Origin of the sequence: Mesorhizobium sp., assembly GCF_004962245.1 — a bacterium.
In the GTDB taxonomy this organism is placed as follows: Bacteria; Pseudomonadota; Alphaproteobacteria; order Rhizobiales; family Rhizobiaceae; genus Mesorhizobium.
Map to the genome: position 1 here is coordinate 7,501 of NZ_SUHQ01000023.1, position 20,968 is coordinate 28,468.

Here is a 20,968-nt window from a genome sequence, read left to right on the forward strand (position 1 = left end):
TGCGACGGCGCTCAAGGCGGGAACCGTGCTGCGCGTCGGGCTCGAGGTCCGTGGCGACGCTGCCAAGGTCGTCCGCACCGGCATCTACGACAGGACCCAGCATATCGTGACCATCGCGCTCGATGATCGCGGCCAATATGTGCCGGCACAGGAGCCGGAACCCAATCCCGAATTGCTGACCGCATTCGATGATTCGCCGCCAGTGGTGGTGCGCGGCAATCTGCCGAACGTCTATGACGGCATCTACCGCGCCGCCTATTCCTACGGCATGTCCAAGGCGATGACCAAACGGCTGATCAAGCTCCTGGCGTCCGGTGTCGATTTCCAGTCGCGGCTCAATCCGTCCGACCGTATCGAGGTGCTGTTCTCGCAGCCGGACGGCGACGACCAGGCATCCGACGACTCCGAGCTTCTCTACGTCTCGGCGATCTTCGGCGGCACGACCCGAAACTTCTACCGGTTCCAAATGCAGGACGGCAGCACCGACTATTTCGACGAGAACGGCCGCAGCGCTAAGCAATTCCTGCTGCGCAATCCGCTGCCCAATGGCAGGTTTACCTCTGGTTTCGGTGCCAGGCGTCACCCCATTTTGGGATATGTGAAGATGCATACCGGAACCGACTGGGCAGCTCCGGTCGGATCGCCGATCATTGCCGTCGGCAACGGCGTCGTCGAAAAGGCCGGCTGGGCCGGCGGCTATGGCAAGCAGATCATCATCCGCCATGCCAATGGCTACGAGACGTCCTACAATCACCAGAGCGCCTTTGCCAAGGGCATCGCGCCGGGCGTTCGCATTCGCCAGGGCCAGGTTATCGGCTATCTCGGCTCAACCGGCCTCTCCACCGGTCCGCATCTTCATTACGAACTGATCGTCAACGGCACCAAGGTCGACTCGATGCGCGTCCGCCTGCCGGTCGGCAAGGTGCTGAAAGGCGACGACCTCGTTGCCTTCAAGCGCGAGCGCGAGCGCATCGATGACCTGCTCAAGCAGGAAGACAGTGATTCGCTGAAGGTCGCGAGCGCCAAGATCGAAGGCTGAGCCGGCTTCGGAGCCTTCTGGCCTCAGCTCTGCGGATTCTCGGATCCACGCGACCATGGCAGTCGCTCGCCGGAAACAGTCGTCCACGCCACGATCGCCGAGAGCAGGCAAAGCAGCGCGGTGACCAAGGCGACGGCGGCGAACGCTGCATCGCTGGCGGCAAGCCTTGCTGCATCGAGATCCGGTGCCAGGCCTGCCGGCGCCGGTTCGCCGAAACCCGGAATGCCGGCGCCGCCGTTCAGCACTCCGGCATAGACCCCGGCCGCCAGCGAACCCATGGCCGCCACCGCGATCAGGCCGCCAATGCGCGAGACGGCATTGTTGATTCCCGAAGCAGCACCCGTATCTCTGTCCTCGACCGCCGTCATGATCGCCGTCGACAGCGGCGACACCACCAGCGCCATGCCGAGTCCCATCAGCGCCATCATCGGAAATACCCCCATCCAGAAATTGTGGATGCCGGCATAGGCGAGCAAGGCAAGCCCGGCGAAGGCGGCGGCGACGACGAGACTGCCGCTGGCGATCGGAAAACGCGGACCGATTCGGTCGGACCACTGCCCGACCGGCCCAGACAACAGCGCGATCAGCGCGGACAGCGGCAGGAAGATGAAGCCAACCTCTGCCGCGCTCAGTCCCCATCCGGCAATCAGCAACATTGGCAGGTAGAACAGATTGGCCGACAGCGCGAAGTATAGGAAAAAAGTCGCCACATTGGCGCCGGCGAAGGCGCCGATCCGAAACAGCGACAGATCGATCATCGGTTCGCGCTGCCGGCGCTCGAAGACGATGAAAGCGACGAGCAACACCCCGCCCGCGGCAATGCTCGGCCCCGGCATAAGCCCCTCACCCTTGTCACTCATCGAGGTCAAGCCGTAGGCGAGCGCTCCAAACGCGAGCGTCGCCAGTCCGGCGCCGCCAAGGTCGAGGCTGCGCTTCTCCGTCGGCGCATCGGCAGGGACCTTGGCAAGCAGAAGATAGATCGAGACAAGACCAAGCGGCAGGTTGATGGCGAAGATCGCCCGCCAGATGCCGTCGCCGAAGGCCGACAGCACAAGGCCGCCCAGCACCGGGCCAAGTGCCGTCGTCAGCGCCGAGGCCGCCGCCCAGATGCCGATCGCCCTGCCACGCTCCTTCTTCGGATAGGCCTTGGCGATGATGGCGAGGCTGCCGGGCACCATGATGGCAGCGCCAATGCCCTGGAGTGCACGGAACGCAATAAGCACCCCCGGGTTCGGTGCCACCGCGCAGGCCAGCGAGGCGGCAATGAACAGGACTATGCCCGCCACGAAAGCGCGCCGCAGACCGAATCGGTCACCAGCGGCACCGCCGGCGAGGATGAGCGCCGAAAGCGTCAGCGCATAGGCATTGGAAATCCATTGCGCCTCGGCGAGGCTGGCGCCGAGATCGACACGGATCGCCGGCGTGGCTATGGCCAGGACCGAACCGTCGATGAAGCCGAGCGAGGAAGCCAGAATCGCCGCGATCAGCACGAACCTGCGCCGCGACTGCGGGCAGAACGTATCGGCTGGAAGAGAGCTGGCCAGAGGGATGGCGGCGGCTTCGCTTGGAGACTTCATGGAGCCTGCTTAGACCTCCTATGTGCCGGCAACAACCGGCCAGAGGATTGCGGTCGCTGGCACCAGAACAGGATCAGGACCTCTATGCCACCGGACCCCGGCTCCTTCTCTTGCGAAAAATTATGGGCTGACCCAAGCGATGGCGTCAGTCGATGAATTCCACCGTGACGCCCGGCGACACGACCTTGGCCAGTTCGCGCGCGTCCCAGTTGGTCAGCCGCACGCAGCCATGACTCTCGCTCCTGCCGATCTTGGAGGGATCTGGCGTGCCGTGAATGCCGTAGGTCGGCTTGTCCAGCGCGATCCAGACCGAGCCGACCGGGCCGTTCGGACCCGGCGGAATGGTCAGGACCTTGTCATTTTCGCCCTGCTTGAAATTGATCTTCGGGTTGTAGGTGTAGTTCGGGTCCAAGGCGACCCGCGACACCTCATGCAGGCCTGACGGCGATGGCGTGTCAGACGAGCCGATGGTGGCCGGATAGGCCGCGACCAGCTTGCCCGACGCGTCATAGGCACGGACCTGCTTGTTGCCCTTGTCGGCGATGATGCGCGCCACCGGCTTCGCCACCAGCTTGCCGAAATTGGCGACCTTGATGATCGTGCCGGGACGGTTGAAATTGGCCTCCGGATTGAGCGCCTTCAGGTATTTCTCGTCCATGTGGAAGCGTTCGGCCAGCGCTTCGGTGACGGAGGTGTAGCTCAGCCGGTCGAGTTGCGCCTTCTGGCCGTAGTCTTCCGGCACCGAGGCCACATAGGGGCCGGCCGCATCCTCGGGCGTGATCTCGTAGGAGGCGAAGGCATCGCCGCCGGTTTGCTCAAGGGCCGCCTGGATGCCGATCGCATCGGTCGATCGTAGATTGCTGCCGGTGATCTCGTTGTAGGCGGCGAGCGCCTTGTCGACATTCGAGCCGAAGCGCCCGTCGACGACGCCGGGCGAAGCGCCGGCGCGATCGAGCAGCACTTGCAACGCTGCAACATCCTCGCGTGCACCGAGCGAGAGCGACGGATCGGCGACAGTCTTGCCGCCGATCTTTGGCGGCAGCGCCGCCTGGTCGCCCGGCACCGTCGGCTCGACCGGTTCGATCGAAGCTTCGTTGAGCGGCTGGCGCTTGACGGTGCGCGGATTTACCGGCTGTGGCGCTTCCGGATAGTCATTGCCATAGCTGCCGTCATTCCGCGGTGCTTCGGGAAAAGCTTCCACCGAATTGTCGTTATAGGAATCGTATTCGTCGACCGGCGGTACGACAACCAGGCCTTCCTCTTCCAACTGCCTGCGGCGCAAGCGCGCCGCATCTTCCGGGTCGTCGAGATAATAGCGGTCGTCCTTGACCGGTCCGAGATTACGCACGCTGTCGCGGCGGAGCGTACGGCGGTCGAACCTGGTCTGCGGCGGCTGGATGGCGAGGACCTTGCCGGTTTCCGCATCGACGATGACGCGGTTTCCCCTGGCGTCGTAGTAGACGTCTAAATCGCCGTTCTGGGCGACCAGCACACCACCGTCATCGCCTGCACGAGCTGATCGCGGCGTGATATCTTCCGTCGGCGCGGCCATTGCGCTCGAAGAAAGCAGCCCGGCGGCGAACGCCGAAAGGGTGAAGATCGTGCGGAACATGTTGGCCAAATTCTCCGGTCCGTAATTGCCGCTGCCCGGCATTGCCTCTTTGGAGCGCCGCGCGTCGTTTCGGACGCGCAAAGGACGCTCTAACGCCTTGAATCTCCGCATCGTGCCTTCCGGAAATCGACTTCGATTTTCGGACCGACGCGGTAGGCGAACCCCTTCGCCAGCAAATCAGTTACCGAGCATAAGGTTCCAACATGAACCGGGCATGAAGATGGCGGATTTCTGGCGGTCTGGAGCAAGAGCTAGAGCATTTTACAGCCTAGTGGAATCACTTGGCGCCGCAGAAATGCGGCTAGACCAAAAATAGCTAGGGCGGGATGCCGGTCCAATTCGAACGCATCCTGCTCTAGCTGGCGGAGAGTCCCAGTTCCTTGCGCGCCTGCGTCGTCAGTTTCAGCACGACAAGGCGATGGCTTTCGCGCAGATAGTCCTTCAGCGCGTCATCGTCCATGCTCTGGCTTGTCTGGCGCTGGATCCATTTCATGCCGCGTGACGCAAGATAGGGCGCGGGCCGAAGACCCGGCTGTTCCTTCAGGACGTCATAGGCGATGTCGGAGCATTTGAAGGTGACGAACGGCTCCCTGCCGTTATCCCAGCCGCCGATCGCAAAGACCTTGGCTCCGACCTTCCAGACATGGGCGCCGCCCCACTGGACGACATGGGTCGTCGAAGGCAGCGAGGCGCAGAAGCTGTTGTAATCGTCCAACGTCATCCGCGCCCCGCCGTTTGATACACAAGGCGGCCTCGAATCAGGCGGCCGCCTCGGCCGCCTCGGTCGCCACGACCGTCGGCTTCGACCGGAAGTTCAACCGGTCGGAACCGGCGGTAACCTTGACGGTCGAGCCATCAAGGATGTCGCCGAGCAGGATTTTTTCCGCCAGCGGGTCCTGCAGATCCTTCTGCATCACCCGCTTCAGCGGCCGCGCGCCATAGGCCGGATCGTAGCCCTTGGCAGCCAGCCAGTCGATCGCCTCCTGATCCAGCGAAAGCGTGATCTTGCGATCGACGAGCAGGTTTTCCAGCCGCTTGAGCTGGATCTCGACGATGCGGCCCATATCCTGCCGGCGCAGCCGATGGAACAGGATCACCTCGTCAACGCGGTTGAGGAACTCCGGCCGGAACGACGCCCTGACGACGCCCATCACCTCGTCGCGGACGACATCGACGTCCTGGCCCTCGCCCAGATTGACCAGATATTCGGCGCCAAGGTTCGACGTCATGATGATCAGCGTGTTGCGGAAGTCGACCGTGCGGCCCTGCCCATCGGTCAGGCGGCCGTCGTCGAGCACCTGCAGCAGCACGTTGAACACGTCCGGATGCGCCTTCTCGATCTCGTCGAACAGCACCACCTGATAGGGCCGGCGCCGCACCGCTTCGGTCAGCGCGCCGCCTTCCTCATAGCCGACATAGCCGGGAGGCGCGCCGATCAGCCGGGCGACCGAGTGCTTCTCCATGAACTCCGACATGTCGATGCGCACCATGGCGCTCTCGTCGTCGAACAGGAAGCTGGCCAACGCCTTGGTCAGCTCAGTCTTGCCGACGCCCGTCGGCCCGAGGAACATGAACGAGCCGATCGGCCGGTTCGGATCCTGCAGGCCCGCACGGGCACGACGGACGGCTTTCGATACCGCCTGCACCGCCTCGCCCTGGCCGACGACGCGCTTGCCGATCTCGTCTTCCATGCGCAGCAGCTTGTCACGCTCGCCCTGCAGCATCTTGTCGACCGGAATGCCGGTCCAGCGCGACACGATATGGGCGACGTGATCGGGGGTGACCACCTCTTCGACCATGCCGACCTTGCCGTCCTGGGCTTCGGCCTCCTTCAGCTTCTTTTCCAGTTCCGGAATTTTGCCATAGGCGAGTTCGCCGGCGCGCTGGAATTCACCCTGGCGCTGGGCAATGGCCAGTTCGTTGCGCGCCTCGTCGAGCTGCTTCTTCAGATCGGCGGCGAGCCCGAGCTTCTGCTTCTCGGCCTGCCACTTCGAGGTGAGTTCGGTCGATTCTTCTTCCAGACCGGAAAGATCCTTTTCGAGGCGGGCGAGCCGGTCCTTTGACGCATCGTCCTTCTCGACCTTCAGCGCCTCACGCTCGATCTTGAGCTGCATGATGCGGCGATCGATCTCGTCCAGCGCTTCGGGTTTCGAATCGACCTGCATCCGCAGCCGCGACGCGGCCTCGTCGACAAGGTCGATCGCCTTGTCCGGCAGGAACCGGTCGGCGATATAGCGGTTGGACAGCGACGCCGCAGCAACCAGCGCCGAATCCGAGATGCGCACCTTGTGGTGCTGCTCGTACTTCTCCTTCAGGCCACGCAGAATGGAGATGGTGTCCTCGACGGTCGGCTCATTGACGAAGACCGGCTGGAAGCGGCGGGCAAGGGCCGCGTCCTTCTCGACATGCTTCCGGTATTCATCGAGCGTCGTCGCGCCGACGCAGTGCAGTTCGCCGCGTGCCAGCGCCGGCTTCAACAGGTTCGATGCATCCATGGCGCCATCCGCCTTGCCGGCGCCGACCAGCGTATGCATCTCATCGATGAACAGGATGATGCCGCCAGCGGCGGCGGTAACTTCCGAAAGCACCGCCTTCAGCCGCTCCTCGAATTCGCCGCGATATTTGGCGCCGGCGATCAGCGACCCCATGTCGAGCGCCATCAACTGCTTGTCCTTGAGCGATTCCGGCACGTCGCCATTGACGATGCGCAACGCCAGCCCTTCGGCGATCGCCGTCTTGCCGACGCCGGGTTCACCGATCAGCACAGGATTGTTCTTGGTGCGGCGCGACAGCACCTGAATGGTGCGGCGGATCTCGTCGTCGCGGCCGATGACGGGGTCGAGCTTGCCGGCACGGCCGTCGGCGGTGAGATCGCGCGCGTACTTCTTCAGCGCGTCATAGCCCTGCTCGGCGCTCGCCGAATCGGCGGTGCGGCCCTTGCGAACATCGTTGATCACCTGGTTCAGCGCCTGCGCGGTCACGCCGGCCTTGGCCAGGATGTCGGCGGTCTTGGCGGATTTCTCGACCGCCAGCGCCGTCAGCAGCCGTTCGACCGTGACAAAGCTGTCCCCGGCCTTCTTGGCCAGTTCCTCGGCGGTCGAGAACACCTTGGCCAGCGGTTGCGCCAGATAAAGCTGCCCGTTGCCGCCTTCCACTTTGGGCATTGCCTCCAGGGCCGATTCGACGCCAAGCTTGACGTCGCGAAGGTTGCCGCCGGCGCGCTCGATCAACGATGCGGCCAAGCCCTCGTCGTCGTCGACGAGCACTTTCAATATATGTTCGGGGGTGAATTGCTGGTGGTTGCGCGAGAGCGCCATGGTCTGCGCGGACTGGATGAAACCGCGCACGCGCTCGGAGTATTTTTCAAGGTTCATATCTGTCTCCTTCCGTCACCAGCCCGCTTTGCGGCACCGGATCAGATTGCGGTGACGGACCCGCCCGTTCGAGCCAGGTCCTGTTCACGCGAGATATGGTGCATAGCCCACGGTCTCTCAAGACGCCTTGATGTCGGTCAACTCATTATATTCCACGGGCGCGCCAAACAAAAACGGCGGAGGTTTCTCTCCGCCGTCCAGGAATGTCTGAAGCCTTGCTCGATCAGTTGTTGACGTCGACTATGGCGGGCTCGCCACCGGCGTCTTCCGCCGGCGCTGCATCCACTTTATCGGCGCCAGCATTACCGCCATCCACCTGATCAGCACTGACACGCGGACGGCGCGGACGCCTGGGGCGGCGGGCAGCGCCGCTTTCGGCGGCTGCTTCCTTCATCTCGGCCTGGGCGGCGAGACCCGCCGGCGAAAAGTCTTCGAACTGCGGCGCGGGGTCGGCCGCAGAAACAGGCTCGACCGGAGGCACAGCTTCCACCTGCACGAGCGCCTCGTTCTGTACCGGTGTCTCGTTCTGTACCGGTGTCTCGTTGCGCTGGTTCTGACCACCGCGCTGTCCGCCCTGCTCGCCACGCGAACCATACTCGCTGCGCTGGCCGTTCTGGCCGTAGCCGCCATTGGGACGACGGTCGCGATGGCGGCCGCCATTGTTGTCGCGGCCGTTGCCGTCGCGCCCACCGTTATCACGATTGTCGCGGCTGTTGTTTTCCTGGTTGAACGCCAACTCGGCCGGCGTGCCGTCGATGACCGGCTGCGGACCGGCACCGTGGTTGACCACCGGAGTTGCAGCCTCTCCGACATTGCTGTTGCCGACATTGTCGAACTGATCGCGATCGTCGTCGCCGTCGTCGTCGAAATCGTCGCGGTTCTGCTGAGCGTTCTGGATCGGTAACTGCGCCTGCGCGGCAGCGATGATGCGATTGTAGTGCTCGGCGTGCTGAAGATAGTTTTCCGCCATCACCCGATCGCCGGAGCTTTGCGCGTCACGGGCAAGGGTTGCGTATTTTTCGGCGATCTGCTGAGCCGATCCGCGGATCTTCACATCCGGACCGTTGCTCTCGTAATTGCGCGTCAGGGGATTTGGACCCTTGCGGTTGTTGTTATTGCCACCGCCGCCATTGTTGTTGCGACCGCGCATGCGCCTGTTCTGCTGTTGTGGCCTCATTCGACTCTCTTCATTTTGAAATTTTCGAAAACTTTTCACGCACGGAGGCGCTCATGCAGCCAGCCGTTTCGTTTCTTCACCGGCGTTCGCCCGCATCGATTGCGTTGGCGCCACGTGTCATCCTGTTCCGGTTACATCACTTGTCGGACGATTCCCGCACGAAGCTTGGGCGTCGTTTGCGCAAGAAGGCAGCTATTTCCAAGGAAACCGAATCGCTAAGAGCACTGCCTGCTTCGTCTCATCCGGTTGAGGCGACCCTAGCCGCATTCCCCGGCATTGCCAAGCGTTTTTTCGCACTGCATCACGGCTTTGTCAGTTCGAAGATCAGAACCCTGTCGTTTCCGCCAAGATCACGGAACATCCCCGCCGGTATGTAGCCGGCTGCGGAGAATATGTCCGTGACTTCTTTGCGTTGCGTGTGGCCGATCTCGACCGCAATCCTGCCCTCGGCTTCCAAAAAACCTGCCGCCTCGGCGGCGATGATCCTGTAGGGACCCAGACCGTCCACGCCGCCTTCAAGGGCTTGGCGTGGATCGAAATCGCGGACTTCGTCCTGCAGATTTCCAATGTCTATGGATGCTATATAGGGAGGGTTTGCGACAATTACATGGTATCGGCCAGAAACTTTTTCGAACCAGTCGGATTTGAGCACCTGGAACCGGCCGGCTAGCCCCAATTCCCCGGCATTGCGCATGGCGGTCGCCAGCGCGCCTTGTGAAATATCGACACCGGTTGCGATCGCTGCCGGAACGGCGCTTAGCAGCGCCAGCGCGATGGCGCCGGTGCCGGTGCCGAGGTCGAGGATGCGGCATTCGCCTTGCCGCGCCGCTGTCGCCTTGGCGAAGGGCAACACCGCTTCGACCAGTGTTTCGGTATCCGGTCGCGGTTCCAGCGTTTCCGGTGAGAGCGAAAGGCGCAAGCCATAGAATTCGCGATGGCCGAGGATGCGATGCACCGGCTCGCCGGCGATGCGGCGCGTCAGGGCTGCATCGATCGCGGCAATCGCGCCGGCATCGACGTTGCGTTCGGGATCGGCGATGGCTTGCGTGCGGGTCGTGCCGGAAAGATGTTCGACGATCAGCCTTGCATCCAGCGCCGGATCGGCGACTGCGGCCGCGGCAAGGCGTGCCCGCGCCGCTTTCAGCAACTGCCCTAGCGTACCGGGCAGACTGTCAGCCATCGAGGCCGATATCGGCGAGCAGCTTCGACTGGTGATCGGCGATCAGCGCGTCGATGATCTCGTCGAGTTCGCCCATCATCACCCTGTCGAGCTTGTAGAGCGTCAGATTGATGCGATGGTCGGTGACGCGGCCCTGCGGGAAATTATAGGTGCGGATGCGCTCCGAGCGATCGCCCGACCCGACCTGCGATTTGCGCGATTCGGAGCGTTCCTCGTCGGCCTTGCCGCGCTCGAGGTCGTAAAGCCTGGCCCGCAGGATCTGCATGGCTTTCGCCCGGTTCTGGTGCTGCGACTTTTCCGCCTGCACCACCATGATGCCGGTCGGCAGATGGGTGATGCGCACCGCCGAATCGGTGGTGTTGACGTGCTGGCCGCCGGAGCCCGAGGCGCGCATCGTATCGATGCGGATGTCTTCGGCCCTGATGTCGATGTCGACCTCTTCCGCCTCGGGCAGCACGGCAACCGTCGCCGCCGAGGTGTGGATGCGCCCGCCGGCCTCGGTCGCCGGCACGCGCTGCACGCGATGCACGCCGGACTCGAATTTCAGATGGGCAAAGACCCCCTTGCCCGAAATGGTGGCGATGATTTCCTTGTAGCCGCCGACCTCGCCCTCGCTGGCCGACGCGATCTCGAAACGCCACCCGCGTGCCGCGGCGTAGCGTTCGTACATGCGAAACAGATCGCCGGCGAAGAGAGCCGCCTCGTCGCCGCCGGTGCCGGCGCGGATTTCGAGGATGGCATTCTTGTCGTCGGCGGCATCCTTGGGCAGAAGCAGGATCTGGATGTCCTTCTGCAGCGCTTCGATGCGCTCCTTGACCTCCGGCAGATCGGCCTCGGCCAACGCCCGCATTTCGGCGTCGGTGCTTCTGTCGGCGAGCATCGCTTCCAGATCGGCCTGTTCATGCTCGGCGGTGCGCAGCGCCCTGATCTTTGCTACCATCTCCTGTATGTCGGCATATTCCGACGCCATCCTGACATAGGCGTCCGGTGCCGGTCCGGCCGACATCTGCGCTTCGAGCATGTCGAAACGCTTGACGACTTGATCCATACGGTCGCGGGGCAGGTTGATCATGGCGAAAGTCTATAGCGGAATTGAGCGGTCGTCGGCAAAGGCCTGCAGCAGCGCCCGCATCGGCGACTTCTGGGACGGCGCCATGAGATTGTCGTCGAAGAACGCTTGCAGCTCGGCCAGCGGCAGTTCCGTCAGCATTGCCTTGACCGGACCGATCGAGGCCGGTGACATCGAGATCGACCGGTAGCCAAGGCCGATCAGCGCCATCGCCGAGATCGGCTTGCCGGCCAGTTCACCGCACAGGGTCACCGGGGTCTGATTGCGCACCCCGGCGTCGGCAATCTGCTTCAGAACGCGCAGGAACGGCGTCGACAGCGGATCGAAGCGGTCGGAGAGCTGCGTGTTGCCGCGATCGACCGCCATGACGAACTGGAACAGATCGTTCGAGCCGACCGAGACGAAATCGACGGCCTTCATCAGCTCGTCGAGCTGGAACAGCAGCGAAGGCACTTCCAGCATGGCCCCGAGCTTCAGGCTGGTCGGCAAATGATGGGCAAAACGCGACAGATGCCGCACCTCGCGATCGATGATTTCGCGCGCCTGTGCGATTTCGCCGAGCTCCGTGACCATCGGCAGCATCAGCTTCAGTTCACGCCCACCGCAGGCCTTCAGAAGCGCGCGGATCTGGGTGCGTAACAGGCCCGGCCGGTCGAGCGTCAGGCGGATGGCGCGCCAGCCGAGCGCCGGGTTCTCTTCCTGGGCCGCGTCCTTGAAATAGGGCAGCACCTTGTCGCCGCCGATATCGATGGTGCGGAAGGTCACCGGCTTGCCGCGCGCCGCGTCGAGCACGTCACGGTAGAGCCGTTCCTGGGCCTCCGCACGCGGAAAGGTCGAGGCGACCATGAACTGCAGCTCGGTGCGGAACAGGCCGATGCCGGCGGCGCCCGCCTCGGCAAGCTGCGGCAGATCGACGGCCAGGCCCGCATTCATCAGAAGATCGACCTGGACGCCGTCCTTGGTCACCGACGGCTTCTTGCGCAGTTCGCGATAGACCTCCTGCCGCCGAGCCCGGAAGCGGACCTTTTCGGCATAGGCGGCTTCGAGGTCGGGCTGAGGGCGCAGATGGATCGTGCCTTCTTCGCCGTCGACGATGATGGCGTCGCCGTTTTCCGCCATGGAGACGGCGCCCTTCATCTGGCCCGCGACCGGTATGCCCATGGCCCGCGCCACGATGACGACATGGCTGGTCGCCGCGCCGTCCTCCAGCACCAGCCCGCGCAGCTTGTCTCTGGGATAATCGAGCAGTTCGGCGGCCCCCATCGAGCGGGCGACGATGATGGCATCTTTCGGCAGCGAGGCTGCGACATCGTCCGGCCCGCGCCCCATCAACTGGCGCAGCAGCCGGTTGGCGAGATCGTCGAAATCGCTCATCCGCTCGCGCAGATACGGATCGGTCATGTGCAGCATGCGGGCACGCATGTCGCTCTGCACCTTTTCCACCGCCGCTTCCGCCGTCAGGCCATTGCGGATCGCCTCTTCCAGCCGGCGCACCCAGCCGCTGTCATTTGCGAACATGCGATAGGCTTCGAGCACCTGGCGATGCTCGCCCTCGAAGGCGACTTCGCGGCGTTCCAGCATGTCGTCGATGGAGAGCCTGAGCGAACCGAGGGAGGTATCGAGGCGCCTGATCTCCTCCTCGCTGTCCTCGTTGAACAGATTGGTGACGACGATGCGCGGCTCGTGCAGCACGACATGGCCGAGCCCGACGCCCTCGTTGAAGGACAGGCCGGTAAAGCTCACCGGGCGGCGCAGGTCGAGTTCGAGCCCGGGCCGGGTCAGCCGGGCGAGGTCGCCGGTGGCGATCATCTCGGCGATCACCATCGCCGTTGTTTCCAGCGCCTCGACCTCGTCGTCGCGGTAGTGGCGCATGGTCTTGTTCTGGACGACCAGCACGCCGAGCGTGCGCCCCGCCCTGAGCACCGGCACGCCGAGGAAGGAATTGTAGATCTCTTCCCCCGTCTCGGGCAGGTAGGCGAAGGCGGGATGTTCCTGCGCGTTGGAGAGATTGAGCGGCCGTGCCGAGGCCGCGATCGTGCCGACGAGGCCTTCCCCCAGCCGGAGCTGCGCCAAATGGACGGCGTTCGGGTTCAGGCCCTCGGTGGCATAGAGTTCGAGCACCGAATCAGCGCGCAGCACGTAGAGCGAGCACACTTCGGCGACCATGTTGGAGGCGATGTCGCGCACGATGCGGTCGAGCCGCTCCTGCGGCTCCAGCGGCTCCTGCATGAGCTCGCGGAGCCGTTTCAGCAAAACGCGCGGGCCGCTGGCCGTATCACGCATCGCGGCTTGTTCTCCAATGGACATTTTGCCCGCCGCAGTTTCTCCCGCGGCCGGCGCTCACGCAACAACTCAATTAGGGCGCCGTGCGTCCAATTGGACGCACAAAGGACGCTCTAAGACTTTCGATCTGCTGCATCGTACTTTCCGAACCGAAGGTCAGCGCAGCAAAAATCGACTTCGATTCTCGGGCCGATGCAGTCTGCTACTGCTTATCCAGACCGTAGACGGAATGCAAAGTACGAACTGCAAGTTCGGTGTAGGGACCGTCGATCAGGATCGAAATCTTGATCTCGGAGGTCGTGATCGCACGGATGTTGATCGCCTTGTCGGCCAGCGCCTTGAAGGCGGTGGCGGCAACGCCCGCATGGCTGCGCATGCCGATGCCGATCACCGAGACCTTCGACATGCCGGCTTCCGATTGCACCACGTCGTAACCGATCGTGGCCTTTAGCCGCTCAAGCACGGCAAGCGCCTTGTCGACATCGCCGGACGGCACGGTGAAGGTCATGTCGGTGAACTTGCCGTCCTCGGAAATGTTCTGGACGATCATGTCGACATTGATGTTGGCCTCGGCCAGCGGCCCGAAAATGCCGGCGGCAACGCCCGGCCGGTCGCCGACACGGCGCAACGAAATCTGCGCTTCGTCCTTGGCGTAGGCAATTCCAGTGACGACCTGCTGTTCCACGATCTCTTCCTCGTCGCAAATAAGCGTTCCGGGCGGATTGAGCAAATCCCCCATTCCGGGCGCGTCGGGATCGTCGAAGGACGACCGCACGAAAGTACGCACCCTGTGCACCATGGCAAGCTCGACCGAGCGCACCTGCAGGACCTTGGCGCCGAGTGAGGCCATTTCAAGCATTTCCTCGAAGGAAATCTTGGCCAGCCGCCGCGCCTTCGGTTCGATGCGCGGATCGGTGGTGTAGACCCCGTCGACATCGGTGTAGATGTCGCATCGGTCGGCCTTGACCGCCGCCGCGATGGCGACAGCGCTGGTGTCGGAGCCGCCGCGGCCGAGCGTCGCGATGCGGTTGTCCGGTCCGATGCCCTGGAAGCCGGCGACCACCGCCACCTGGCCCTCACCGAAGCGCTTGATCAGGAAAGCGCCGTCGATGTCGAGAATGCGCGCCGCGCCATGCGCATTGTCGGTCTTGATCGGGATTTGCCAGCCTTGCCAGGAGCGGGCATGGACACCCATGTTCTGCAGCGCGATCGCCAGCAGGCCGGCAGTGACTTGCTCGCCGGAGGCGACGACGGCGTCATATTCGCGCGCATCGTGCATCGGTGAGGCTTCGCGCGTCCATTGCACGAGTTCGTTGGTCTTGCCGGCCATCGCCGAGACGACCACCGCGACCTCATGGCCGGCATCGACCTCGCGTTTGACATGGCGCGCCACATTGCGGATGCGGGCGATGTCGGCGACGGAGGTTCCGCCGAATTTCATCACGATGCGCGCCATGGAAGCGAAATGCCTTTGACTGGGTGCCGTGCCGACGGCCGAAAAAACGGAAAAGAGAGCGTCCGGCTGGGCCGGCCGCTGAATGCGCGGCCTCCTTAGCCAAATGCTCCGGGTTTCGCAAGGCATGCCGCCGGTTGCGGCTGGCGAAGAAGGCAGCACTCGAGCGGAGCAGCGCGCGCCCGCACCGCCTGTCGGGGAAATGGTGGTGGCTTCAGCCCAGGCGCGCCGCGCCTCTCCACAGGCCCGGATAGTCGACAACGAAGCCGGCCGGCGAGACTTCAAGGATCTCGTCGTAGCCGAACATGGGCGCAGCATAGGCGTAACGGGTCCCGTCGAGACGCCGGTAGGTCTGTTCGAGGCGCACCAGCCTTAGTTCGGGAAATGTCAGATACGCGGCCGGAGCGGGTGTCGCCATGCCGACCTCCAGGTCGAAACGGCGGATCGCCAGCAGATTGGTGGCGGGCGTGAAGCCGAGATCGATATCGATGAGGCCAGCGACGTCTCCTTGGCGTTCGCCGTTCAGCGTCCATCCATCGTCGGCACGTCGTTCAATCGCATAATGCAGGTCTTGCGTGCCGAGAAAGCCGTCGACGCGCGCCGATCGCGCGCGCCAGCCGGCATCGCAGGTCACCTCGTAGGCAAGGTTGCACGGCTTGCCGTCCTGGACGAAAAGGGCCTGCCCCTTGAGGCTGTGCCCGCCATCCGATTGCGAAAGCCGGCCAGATTCGGACAACAGGCACGCGTCATGGCCCTCCAGGTCAAGCCGACGCCAAAGGATCGAAGCTACGATTCGCATTTTGGTCCACTCCCTTTGAAGCGATGCCTTTCCTTCGTTCGCCCGGGTAATTTGTTTCCTTATGGGGCTTAACAAAGCTGACATGTGCTGACGGAACGCAAGCGGCAACACCCGACATTCGCGGACATCGTGAGCATCGCCCTGTCAGCAGCCGAAAATGCTGTCTTGACATTCGCTGCCTCGCGCCCGACTTCCTAAACGCACCAGAGCGCGATCAGCAAAAGTGGTATCCGGTTTTGCGTCCGATCGCGCTCTGAACTTTTGAGCCTTCGGGAGACCAATCGATGCCAGAGCCCCGACGTTCGACGATCGATGCCGGAGAAGTGGAGCGCTTTTCTGCACTTGCCGCCGAATGGTGGAATCCGAACGGCAAGTTCCGCCCGCTGCACAAGTTCAATCCGATCCGGCTCGCCTATATACGCGATCAGGTGGCGGCGCGCTTCGGCCGCGACCCGCGTGCGGCGCGGCCGTTCGAGGGCCTGCGGTTCCTCGACATCGGCTGCGGCGGCGGGCTGTTGTGCGAGCCGATGGCGCGGCTTGGTGCCGAAGTGGTCGGCGCCGACGCATCCACCACCAACATCGAAGTGGCCAAGCTGCATGCGGCGGAGGTCGGCGTGACGGTGGATTACCGCGCGACGACGGCGGAGGACCTGGCCGACACCGGCGAGAAATTCGACGTCATCCTCAACATGGAAGTGGTCGAGCATGTCGCCGACATCGACCTGTTCGTGGCCAAATGCGGCGAGATGCTCAAGCCGGACGGCATCATGTTCGTCGCCACCATCAACCGCACGCTGAAGGCGCTGGGTCTGGCCATCATCGGCGCCGAATATGTGCTGCGCTGGTTGCCGCGCGGCACCCACCAGTTCGGCAAGCTGGTGCGGCCGGACGAGCTGGAAAAGGCGCTTGCCGGCGCTGGCCTGGTCATCATCGACCGCACCGGCGTCACCTACAACCCGCTCGCCGACCGCTGGCAGCGGTCGAAGGACATGGACGTCAACTATATGGTGCTGGCGGAGAAGGCACCCGTCTGAAACAGCCACAGCGCACGCTCAGAGAGCGTTTCGAAACTCGCTCTGGCGAGTCATATGGTGGTGGTTTCGAGAACCGGAGCGCAGCGGACATTTGGGTCCGTGAGCACCGGAAGCGCAGAAAACGCCATCAGATGGCCGCCAGAGTAGAGTTTCCAAACGGTCTCTCAGGCGTCGAGCGGCCGATAGCCGCCGCGCCAGTAGACGAGCGCCTGACCGGCATCGCAAGTCCGGACCGCCTCGACCGAACCGATGATGATCGAATGGGCGCCGCGATCGATCATCTCGTCGAGGCTGCAGTCGAAGGCGGCCACCGCATCCGAAAGCAGCGCGGCTCCGGTCTTCAGCGTCGTCCATTCGGCGCCTTCGTAACGATCCTTTCCCTTGATGCCGCCGAAACCCGAAAACCGCTCCGCCACGCGCTGGTGCCGGGGGCCAAGCGAATTGACGCCGAAATGCCTGAAACGCTCGATCAGCGGCCAGGTCGACGAGGATCGGTTGACGCTGGCAATCACTTTCGGCGGTTCGGCCGACAGCAAAACGACCGAAATGACGACAAGACCGGAGCGATCCTCGCCAATGCCGGCCGTGATGACGCTGACATTGCCGACGATCAGCCGCATCGCTGCCCGAAAATCAGCTATGCTGACCGGAAGCTCCTCCGGAGACCTGGATTCAGTCATGCTGGCCTCCTCCTAGGCGGCCGACTGCATCGCCGCCGGCGCTATGCGGATCCCTCTCTGCTCGAGAATGGGCAGGACGGTGTCACGGAAATACGGGAACTCCTCGGCATAATCGACGAAGGACAGCGTCGATCCTCGAAACCCGGCCTCATGCAGTGCCGTGATCCCATCGGCGACCTGTTCCGGCGTGCCGGTGAGCGGGAAGCCGCCATGGCCGGCCGCCATGCGGTCGCGAATGAGCGCCAGCAGATCGTGCGGAAACGACTGCGCATGAGCAAATTGCAGCCGCACCAGATTGTCGACGGCCGCCCAGTCGGCATTGGTGCGGCCGAAATGCTCGAGATAGTCCTTCGCTTCCTTTTCCGTCGGCCGGCAGACGACATGCGCAAAGGTCAGCACGTCGACACTGCTGCCGGCCGCCACGGCCTGTTCCTTCAATGCCGCGATCTCGTCCCTCGAGCGCGCGAGGTCGATTGCCGGCGTGAACAGGAAATCGGCGTTGCGGACGGCGAATTTGCGGCCTCTTCGGAACCCGCCGCGTTGAGGATCGGCAGCGGTGACGACGGGCGCGGATCGCCGAGAACATTCTTCAGCTTGAACCAGGTTCCGTCCCAGTCGAACGCTTCGGTTCGGCTCCACAACGCCCTCACGATGTCGAACCATTCCTGCGCATAGCCGTAGCGCGTGACATGATCGTCGGGCAGCGTCAGCCCAAGCGCTTCGTATTCGGGCTTGTTCCAACCGGCAACGATGTTGAGGCCGATACGGCCACGGCTGATCTGGTCGATGGTCGCCAGTTGCTTGGCAACGACGACCGGATGGTTTGCCGCCGTGTGGGTGGTGGCGAAAACCGTGATATTGCGGGTAAGCGCCAGCAGCCCGGCCGCCCAGGTGATCGTCTCCAGCACGTTGCCGTGGAAGTTGGTTTCCCCGCCATAGCCGATCCAGCGGGCGATCGGCAGCATGAAGTCGATGCCGGCCTCGTCGAGGAGGCGGGCGAGGCGCAGATTGTTGTCCCAGGAACTGACCCAGCGCTCGGGAACCTTGGTGACGGTCATGCCGCCGGAGCAGTTGGACGCGAATGTGCCGAGAAAGAAGGGCTGCGCATTGGGCGCGGTCTTGTCGAGCATGCTCACGGTGGTTCCCCCTCCATCTTTGATTATAATTTATGATAGAAAGTCTATCATAAACTTTTGTAGACGCAATCGTTTGGATCGGCGCATGCTGCGCGGCGAGGAACAGAGTGATGAACGACCGGCGCAAACTTTCGGAGACGCAAGCGAAATTGCTGGATCGCGGCTGGCATCTCGCGCGCACGCCGCTCGAAATCGACGTGGCGGAAGTCGAGTACGCGCTGATGCGCTGCTACGAGGCGTTCGGCCACTGGCAGGCCGAGTGCCTTGCCACGGTGATCGAGTTTTCCGCCAGCGGGCCTGAGAACGCACTGCTCCACATCATCAGGATGAATGACCGGCCAAAGAGCGTCCGCGATCTGGCCCAGATGACCAATCGTGATGACATTCCCAACATCCAGTACAGTTTGCGCAAGCTGCTGAAGGGCGGCCTCGTCAAGCGCATGGGCAGCGGCAGGGCCGGTGTCACCTACGAAGTCACGCCGCTCGGTTATCGCGTCACCGAACGCTATGCCGATATCCGTTCTGTCCTGCTCATCGAAACCGTGATGCGCGTTCCGGACATGGCAAGCAAGCTCGAAGAAGCGGCGCGCACGCTCGAACTGATGACGGGCATTTACGAGCAGGCGGCCCGCGCCGCCGCCACCCACCGCCGTCGACACCCGCAGCCGGAACCTGGGGGCGATCAGAACGACAGCGATATAGACTAAAGGGCCTCTTGGGTCACGCCGCCTGGCTTTGCGCCTTTGTGGCGATCTGGCTTTGCGCTTTCGTGGTGATGAAGACGCCGGCGGTGATGATGACGGCACCCGCCCAGGTCAGCAATTGATAGTGCTCGCCGAGAAAGACCGTTCCGGCAAACAGCCCGACCGCAGCCGCGACATAGCCGATCTGGCTGAGATAGACCGGGCCGCCGACTGCCTGCAGCCGGAAGAAGAAGGCGAACATCGCCGCGGCTGACGCGACCTGCCCGACGACCACCAGCGGCACGCCGCCGAGCAGGGCGAACGAACCGCCGCCCTGCAGCGTGAGGATGCCGCAAAGAAGCAGCGCGGCCGATGCCAGGTGGCTGCCGACGGCAAGCTCGATCGGTCCGGTCCCTTCGGGCCAGTCGACCGTACGGTAGATGTTGCCGGCGGCAAGGCTGACCGGGATGAGCAGCCCTACCGCCACCCAGAAGAATTCGGCCGGCTGGCCGGCCTCACCGCGCGTCACCGCCACCATCACCGCGCCAGCGAAGCCAACGGCAATGCCGACGACGCCAAGCAGATTGGGGCGCCGGACGCCGAGCAGGATCGAAAATACCAGCGTGACCACCGGCGACAGCGTGAACATGATGCCGGTGTAGCCGGCGCCAAGATGCGGAATGGCCGAGAACATCAGGAGATTGGGGAAGGCGTAGGACACCGCCGCGGTGACGAAGAAATAGCGCAGCCTGTGCGGAGTGAGCCGGATGCGCTGCCCGCGCAGCAGCAAGGCGCAGAAAAGCACGCCGCCGGCGCCGAGCGAGATGACGAGCGCCCAGACCATGGCGGAAACGCCGGCCACTGTCGCGATCTTGCCGAACGGCAGCGTCAGGCCGAGCAGGCCGCCTGTGACGACCAAAAGGCCGAGCGCCGAATCCCAGATTAATTTCATTTCGTAACCCTGTCGCCTATTTTGCGGCTCTTGGCCGGCATCGCAACTTGAGATAAGATAATATAAAGATTCTTAACGTCAAGATATTTAACGGTGAGATAGATGGATCGCGCGGCGAAGGCCATCGAGCAGTGGAACAGGGAACGGCCGGATCTGGATGTTTCTCCGATGGCCGTACTGGGACGGTTGAGCGAAGCCTCGTCGCTGATAGCACGAGAACGCCTCGCGCCGCTGTTTGCGCGTTTCGGACTGCAATCCGGGGAATTCGACGTGCTGGCGACGCTGCGCCGTTCGGGCGCCCCTTACGCGCTGACGCCGACGGCTCTCTATGAAGCGACGATGGTGACGTCGGGTGCTATGACCAACCGGCTCGACCGACTGGAAAAGTCAGGATTGATCATGCGCGGGCCGCATCCCAACGATCGGCGCGGCGTTGTCGTTCAGCTGACCGGCAAAGGTCTCGCATTGATCGAAGAAGCGCTGGCCGCTCACGTCGCCAACGAGCACGAAATACTCTCAGGCCTAACGCGCCAGGAGCAAGAGACCTTTGCTCACCTCCTTGAGAAATTGATAGGGAGCGTAAGCCAGGGGTGAAAATCAGTGATTTTGACAGATCGGGGCCGATCGGCAGCGACCGTCAATCATTCCGTTCAGTGGCAAATCGCAACCCTTGGAGATTGGCTGAGACATCCCTTCCTTCGTCATCCCAGGGCGGAGCAAGGAGCGAAGCGACGCGGCGCAGACCCTGGGATCCATGCCGTTACCTCAGCCGAAGAATGCAGCGGCCCAGAAAAAAGCTGTTCTGTCGCGATCCTTCCCACCCCCTTCTGCTCTGGCGGGCAGAGGGGGGCTGTCTCTCCGGCTTCCAAAGTCCTGCACCGTCGCGATACTTTGATGTCACGGCATGGATCCCAGGGTCT

The 20,968-nt window shown here is 63.3% G+C and carries 16 protein-coding genes and 1 pseudogene (1 of these 17 cut by a window edge); 4 read left to right on the forward strand and 13 right to left on the reverse strand.

Annotated features, from left to right (window positions below):
* A protein-coding gene (locus tag E5X88_RS22745) for a M23 family metallopeptidase (protein WP_292165320.1) crosses the window boundary here: on the forward strand, nucleotides 1–1,039 show its 3' portion. Its footprint begins 929 nt before the window's first position; only the last 1,039 of its 1,968 coding nucleotides appear in the window; the start codon falls outside the window, past its left edge; its stop codon occupies nucleotides 1,037–1,039.
* Between the two features lie 23 nt (nucleotides 1,040–1,062).
* Here the strand turns inward: E5X88_RS22745 and E5X88_RS22750 are convergent, their stop codons facing one another.
* The 10 genes from E5X88_RS22750 to E5X88_RS22795 all read right to left on the reverse strand — a co-directional run bounded on the left by E5X88_RS22750 (nucleotide 1,063) and on the right by E5X88_RS22795 (nucleotide 15,563).
* On the reverse strand, nucleotides 1,063–2,616 hold the full coding sequence (locus E5X88_RS22750) for an MFS transporter (RefSeq protein ID WP_292165322.1): 1,554 nt from the start codon (nucleotides 2,614–2,616) through the stop codon (nucleotides 1,063–1,065).
* A gap of 145 nt (nucleotides 2,617–2,761) precedes the next feature.
* A complete protein-coding gene (locus E5X88_RS22755) occupies nucleotides 2,762–4,228 on the reverse strand; it encodes a L,D-transpeptidase family protein (protein ID WP_292165510.1) in 1,467 nt (488 codons plus the stop codon).
* A gap of 355 nt (nucleotides 4,229–4,583) precedes the next feature.
* Entirely contained in the window at nucleotides 4,584–4,949 is a 366-nt protein-coding gene (locus E5X88_RS22760; RefSeq protein ID WP_292165325.1) for an MmcQ/YjbR family DNA-binding protein, read from the reverse strand.
* 37 nt (nucleotides 4,950–4,986) lie between these two features.
* Entirely contained in the window at nucleotides 4,987–7,602 is a 2,616-nt protein-coding gene (gene clpB, locus E5X88_RS22765; RefSeq protein ID WP_292165326.1) for an ATP-dependent chaperone ClpB, read from the reverse strand.
* Between the two features lie 223 nt (nucleotides 7,603–7,825).
* Nucleotides 7,826–8,779 (reverse strand): DUF4167 domain-containing protein, encoded by a 954-nt coding sequence (locus E5X88_RS22770; RefSeq protein WP_292165327.1) that lies wholly within the window; start codon nucleotides 8,777–8,779, stop codon nucleotides 7,826–7,828.
* A gap of 301 nt (nucleotides 8,780–9,080) precedes the next feature.
* Nucleotides 9,081–9,959 carry a peptide chain release factor N(5)-glutamine methyltransferase gene (gene prmC / locus E5X88_RS22775; protein WP_292165330.1) on the reverse strand — a complete coding sequence of 293 codons (879 nt, stop codon included), beginning with the start codon at nucleotides 9,957–9,959 and terminating at the stop codon, nucleotides 9,081–9,083.
* Nucleotides 9,952–11,031 carry a peptide chain release factor 1 gene (gene prfA, locus E5X88_RS22780; RefSeq protein WP_292165332.1) on the reverse strand — a complete coding sequence of 360 codons (1,080 nt, stop codon included), beginning with the start codon at nucleotides 11,029–11,031 and terminating at the stop codon, nucleotides 9,952–9,954. Before prfA ends, prmC begins: the two co-directional genes overlap by 8 nt.
* Nucleotides 11,032–11,040: 9 nt before the next feature.
* Nucleotides 11,041–13,311 carry a phosphoenolpyruvate--protein phosphotransferase gene (ptsP, locus tag E5X88_RS22785; RefSeq protein WP_292165334.1) on the reverse strand — a complete coding sequence of 757 codons (2,271 nt, stop codon included), beginning with the start codon at nucleotides 13,309–13,311 and terminating at the stop codon, nucleotides 11,041–11,043.
* A 202-nt stretch (nucleotides 13,312–13,513) separates the two neighbouring features.
* The gene (locus E5X88_RS22790) at nucleotides 13,514–14,767 is read right to left on the reverse strand and encodes an aspartate kinase (RefSeq protein ID WP_095486022.1); all 1,254 of its coding nucleotides are present in this window, start codon (nucleotides 14,765–14,767) and stop codon (nucleotides 13,514–13,516) included.
* A 211-nt stretch (nucleotides 14,768–14,978) separates the two neighbouring features.
* Nucleotides 14,979–15,563, reverse strand: a complete 585-nt coding sequence (locus E5X88_RS22795; protein ID WP_292165337.1) for a putative glycolipid-binding domain-containing protein — start codon at nucleotides 15,561–15,563, stop codon at nucleotides 14,979–14,981.
* Between the two features lie 284 nt (nucleotides 15,564–15,847).
* Between E5X88_RS22795 and ubiG the strand changes: the two genes are divergently transcribed.
* Nucleotides 15,848–16,597: a bifunctional 2-polyprenyl-6-hydroxyphenol methylase/3-demethylubiquinol 3-O-methyltransferase UbiG gene (gene ubiG / locus E5X88_RS22800; RefSeq protein ID WP_292165339.1), complete on the forward strand. Its 750-nt coding sequence runs from the start codon at nucleotides 15,848–15,850 to the stop codon at nucleotides 16,595–16,597.
* Nucleotides 16,598–16,761: 164 nt separating this feature from the next.
* Here the strand turns inward: ubiG and E5X88_RS22805 are convergent, their stop codons facing one another.
* Together E5X88_RS22805 and E5X88_RS33680 are read right to left on the reverse strand one after the other, a co-directional pair.
* Nucleotides 16,762–17,277, reverse strand: coding sequence for a flavin reductase family protein (locus E5X88_RS22805; RefSeq protein ID WP_292165340.1), 516 nt, complete (start codon nucleotides 17,275–17,277; stop codon nucleotides 16,762–16,764).
* A gap of 12 nt (nucleotides 17,278–17,289) precedes the next feature.
* Nucleotides 17,290–18,407: pseudogene (locus tag E5X88_RS33680) on the reverse strand (LLM class flavin-dependent oxidoreductase).
* A gap of 116 nt (nucleotides 18,408–18,523) precedes the next feature.
* Between E5X88_RS33680 and E5X88_RS22820 the strand changes: the two are divergent.
* Nucleotides 18,524–19,120, forward strand: a complete 597-nt coding sequence (locus E5X88_RS22820) for a winged helix DNA-binding protein (RefSeq protein WP_292165341.1) — start codon at nucleotides 18,524–18,526, stop codon at nucleotides 19,118–19,120.
* A 13-nt stretch (nucleotides 19,121–19,133) separates the two neighbouring features.
* Here E5X88_RS22820 and E5X88_RS22825 read toward each other — a convergent pair whose 3' ends face one another.
* Nucleotides 19,134–20,048: a DMT family transporter gene (locus E5X88_RS22825; RefSeq protein WP_292165342.1), complete on the reverse strand. Its 915-nt coding sequence runs from the start codon at nucleotides 20,046–20,048 to the stop codon at nucleotides 19,134–19,136.
* A gap of 102 nt (nucleotides 20,049–20,150) precedes the next feature.
* Between E5X88_RS22825 and E5X88_RS22830 the strand changes: the two genes are divergently transcribed.
* Complete coding sequence (locus E5X88_RS22830) at nucleotides 20,151–20,642, forward strand: MarR family transcriptional regulator (RefSeq protein ID WP_292165343.1); 492 nt, start codon at nucleotides 20,151–20,153, stop codon at nucleotides 20,640–20,642.
* Nucleotides 20,643–20,968 lie beyond the last annotated feature (326 nt).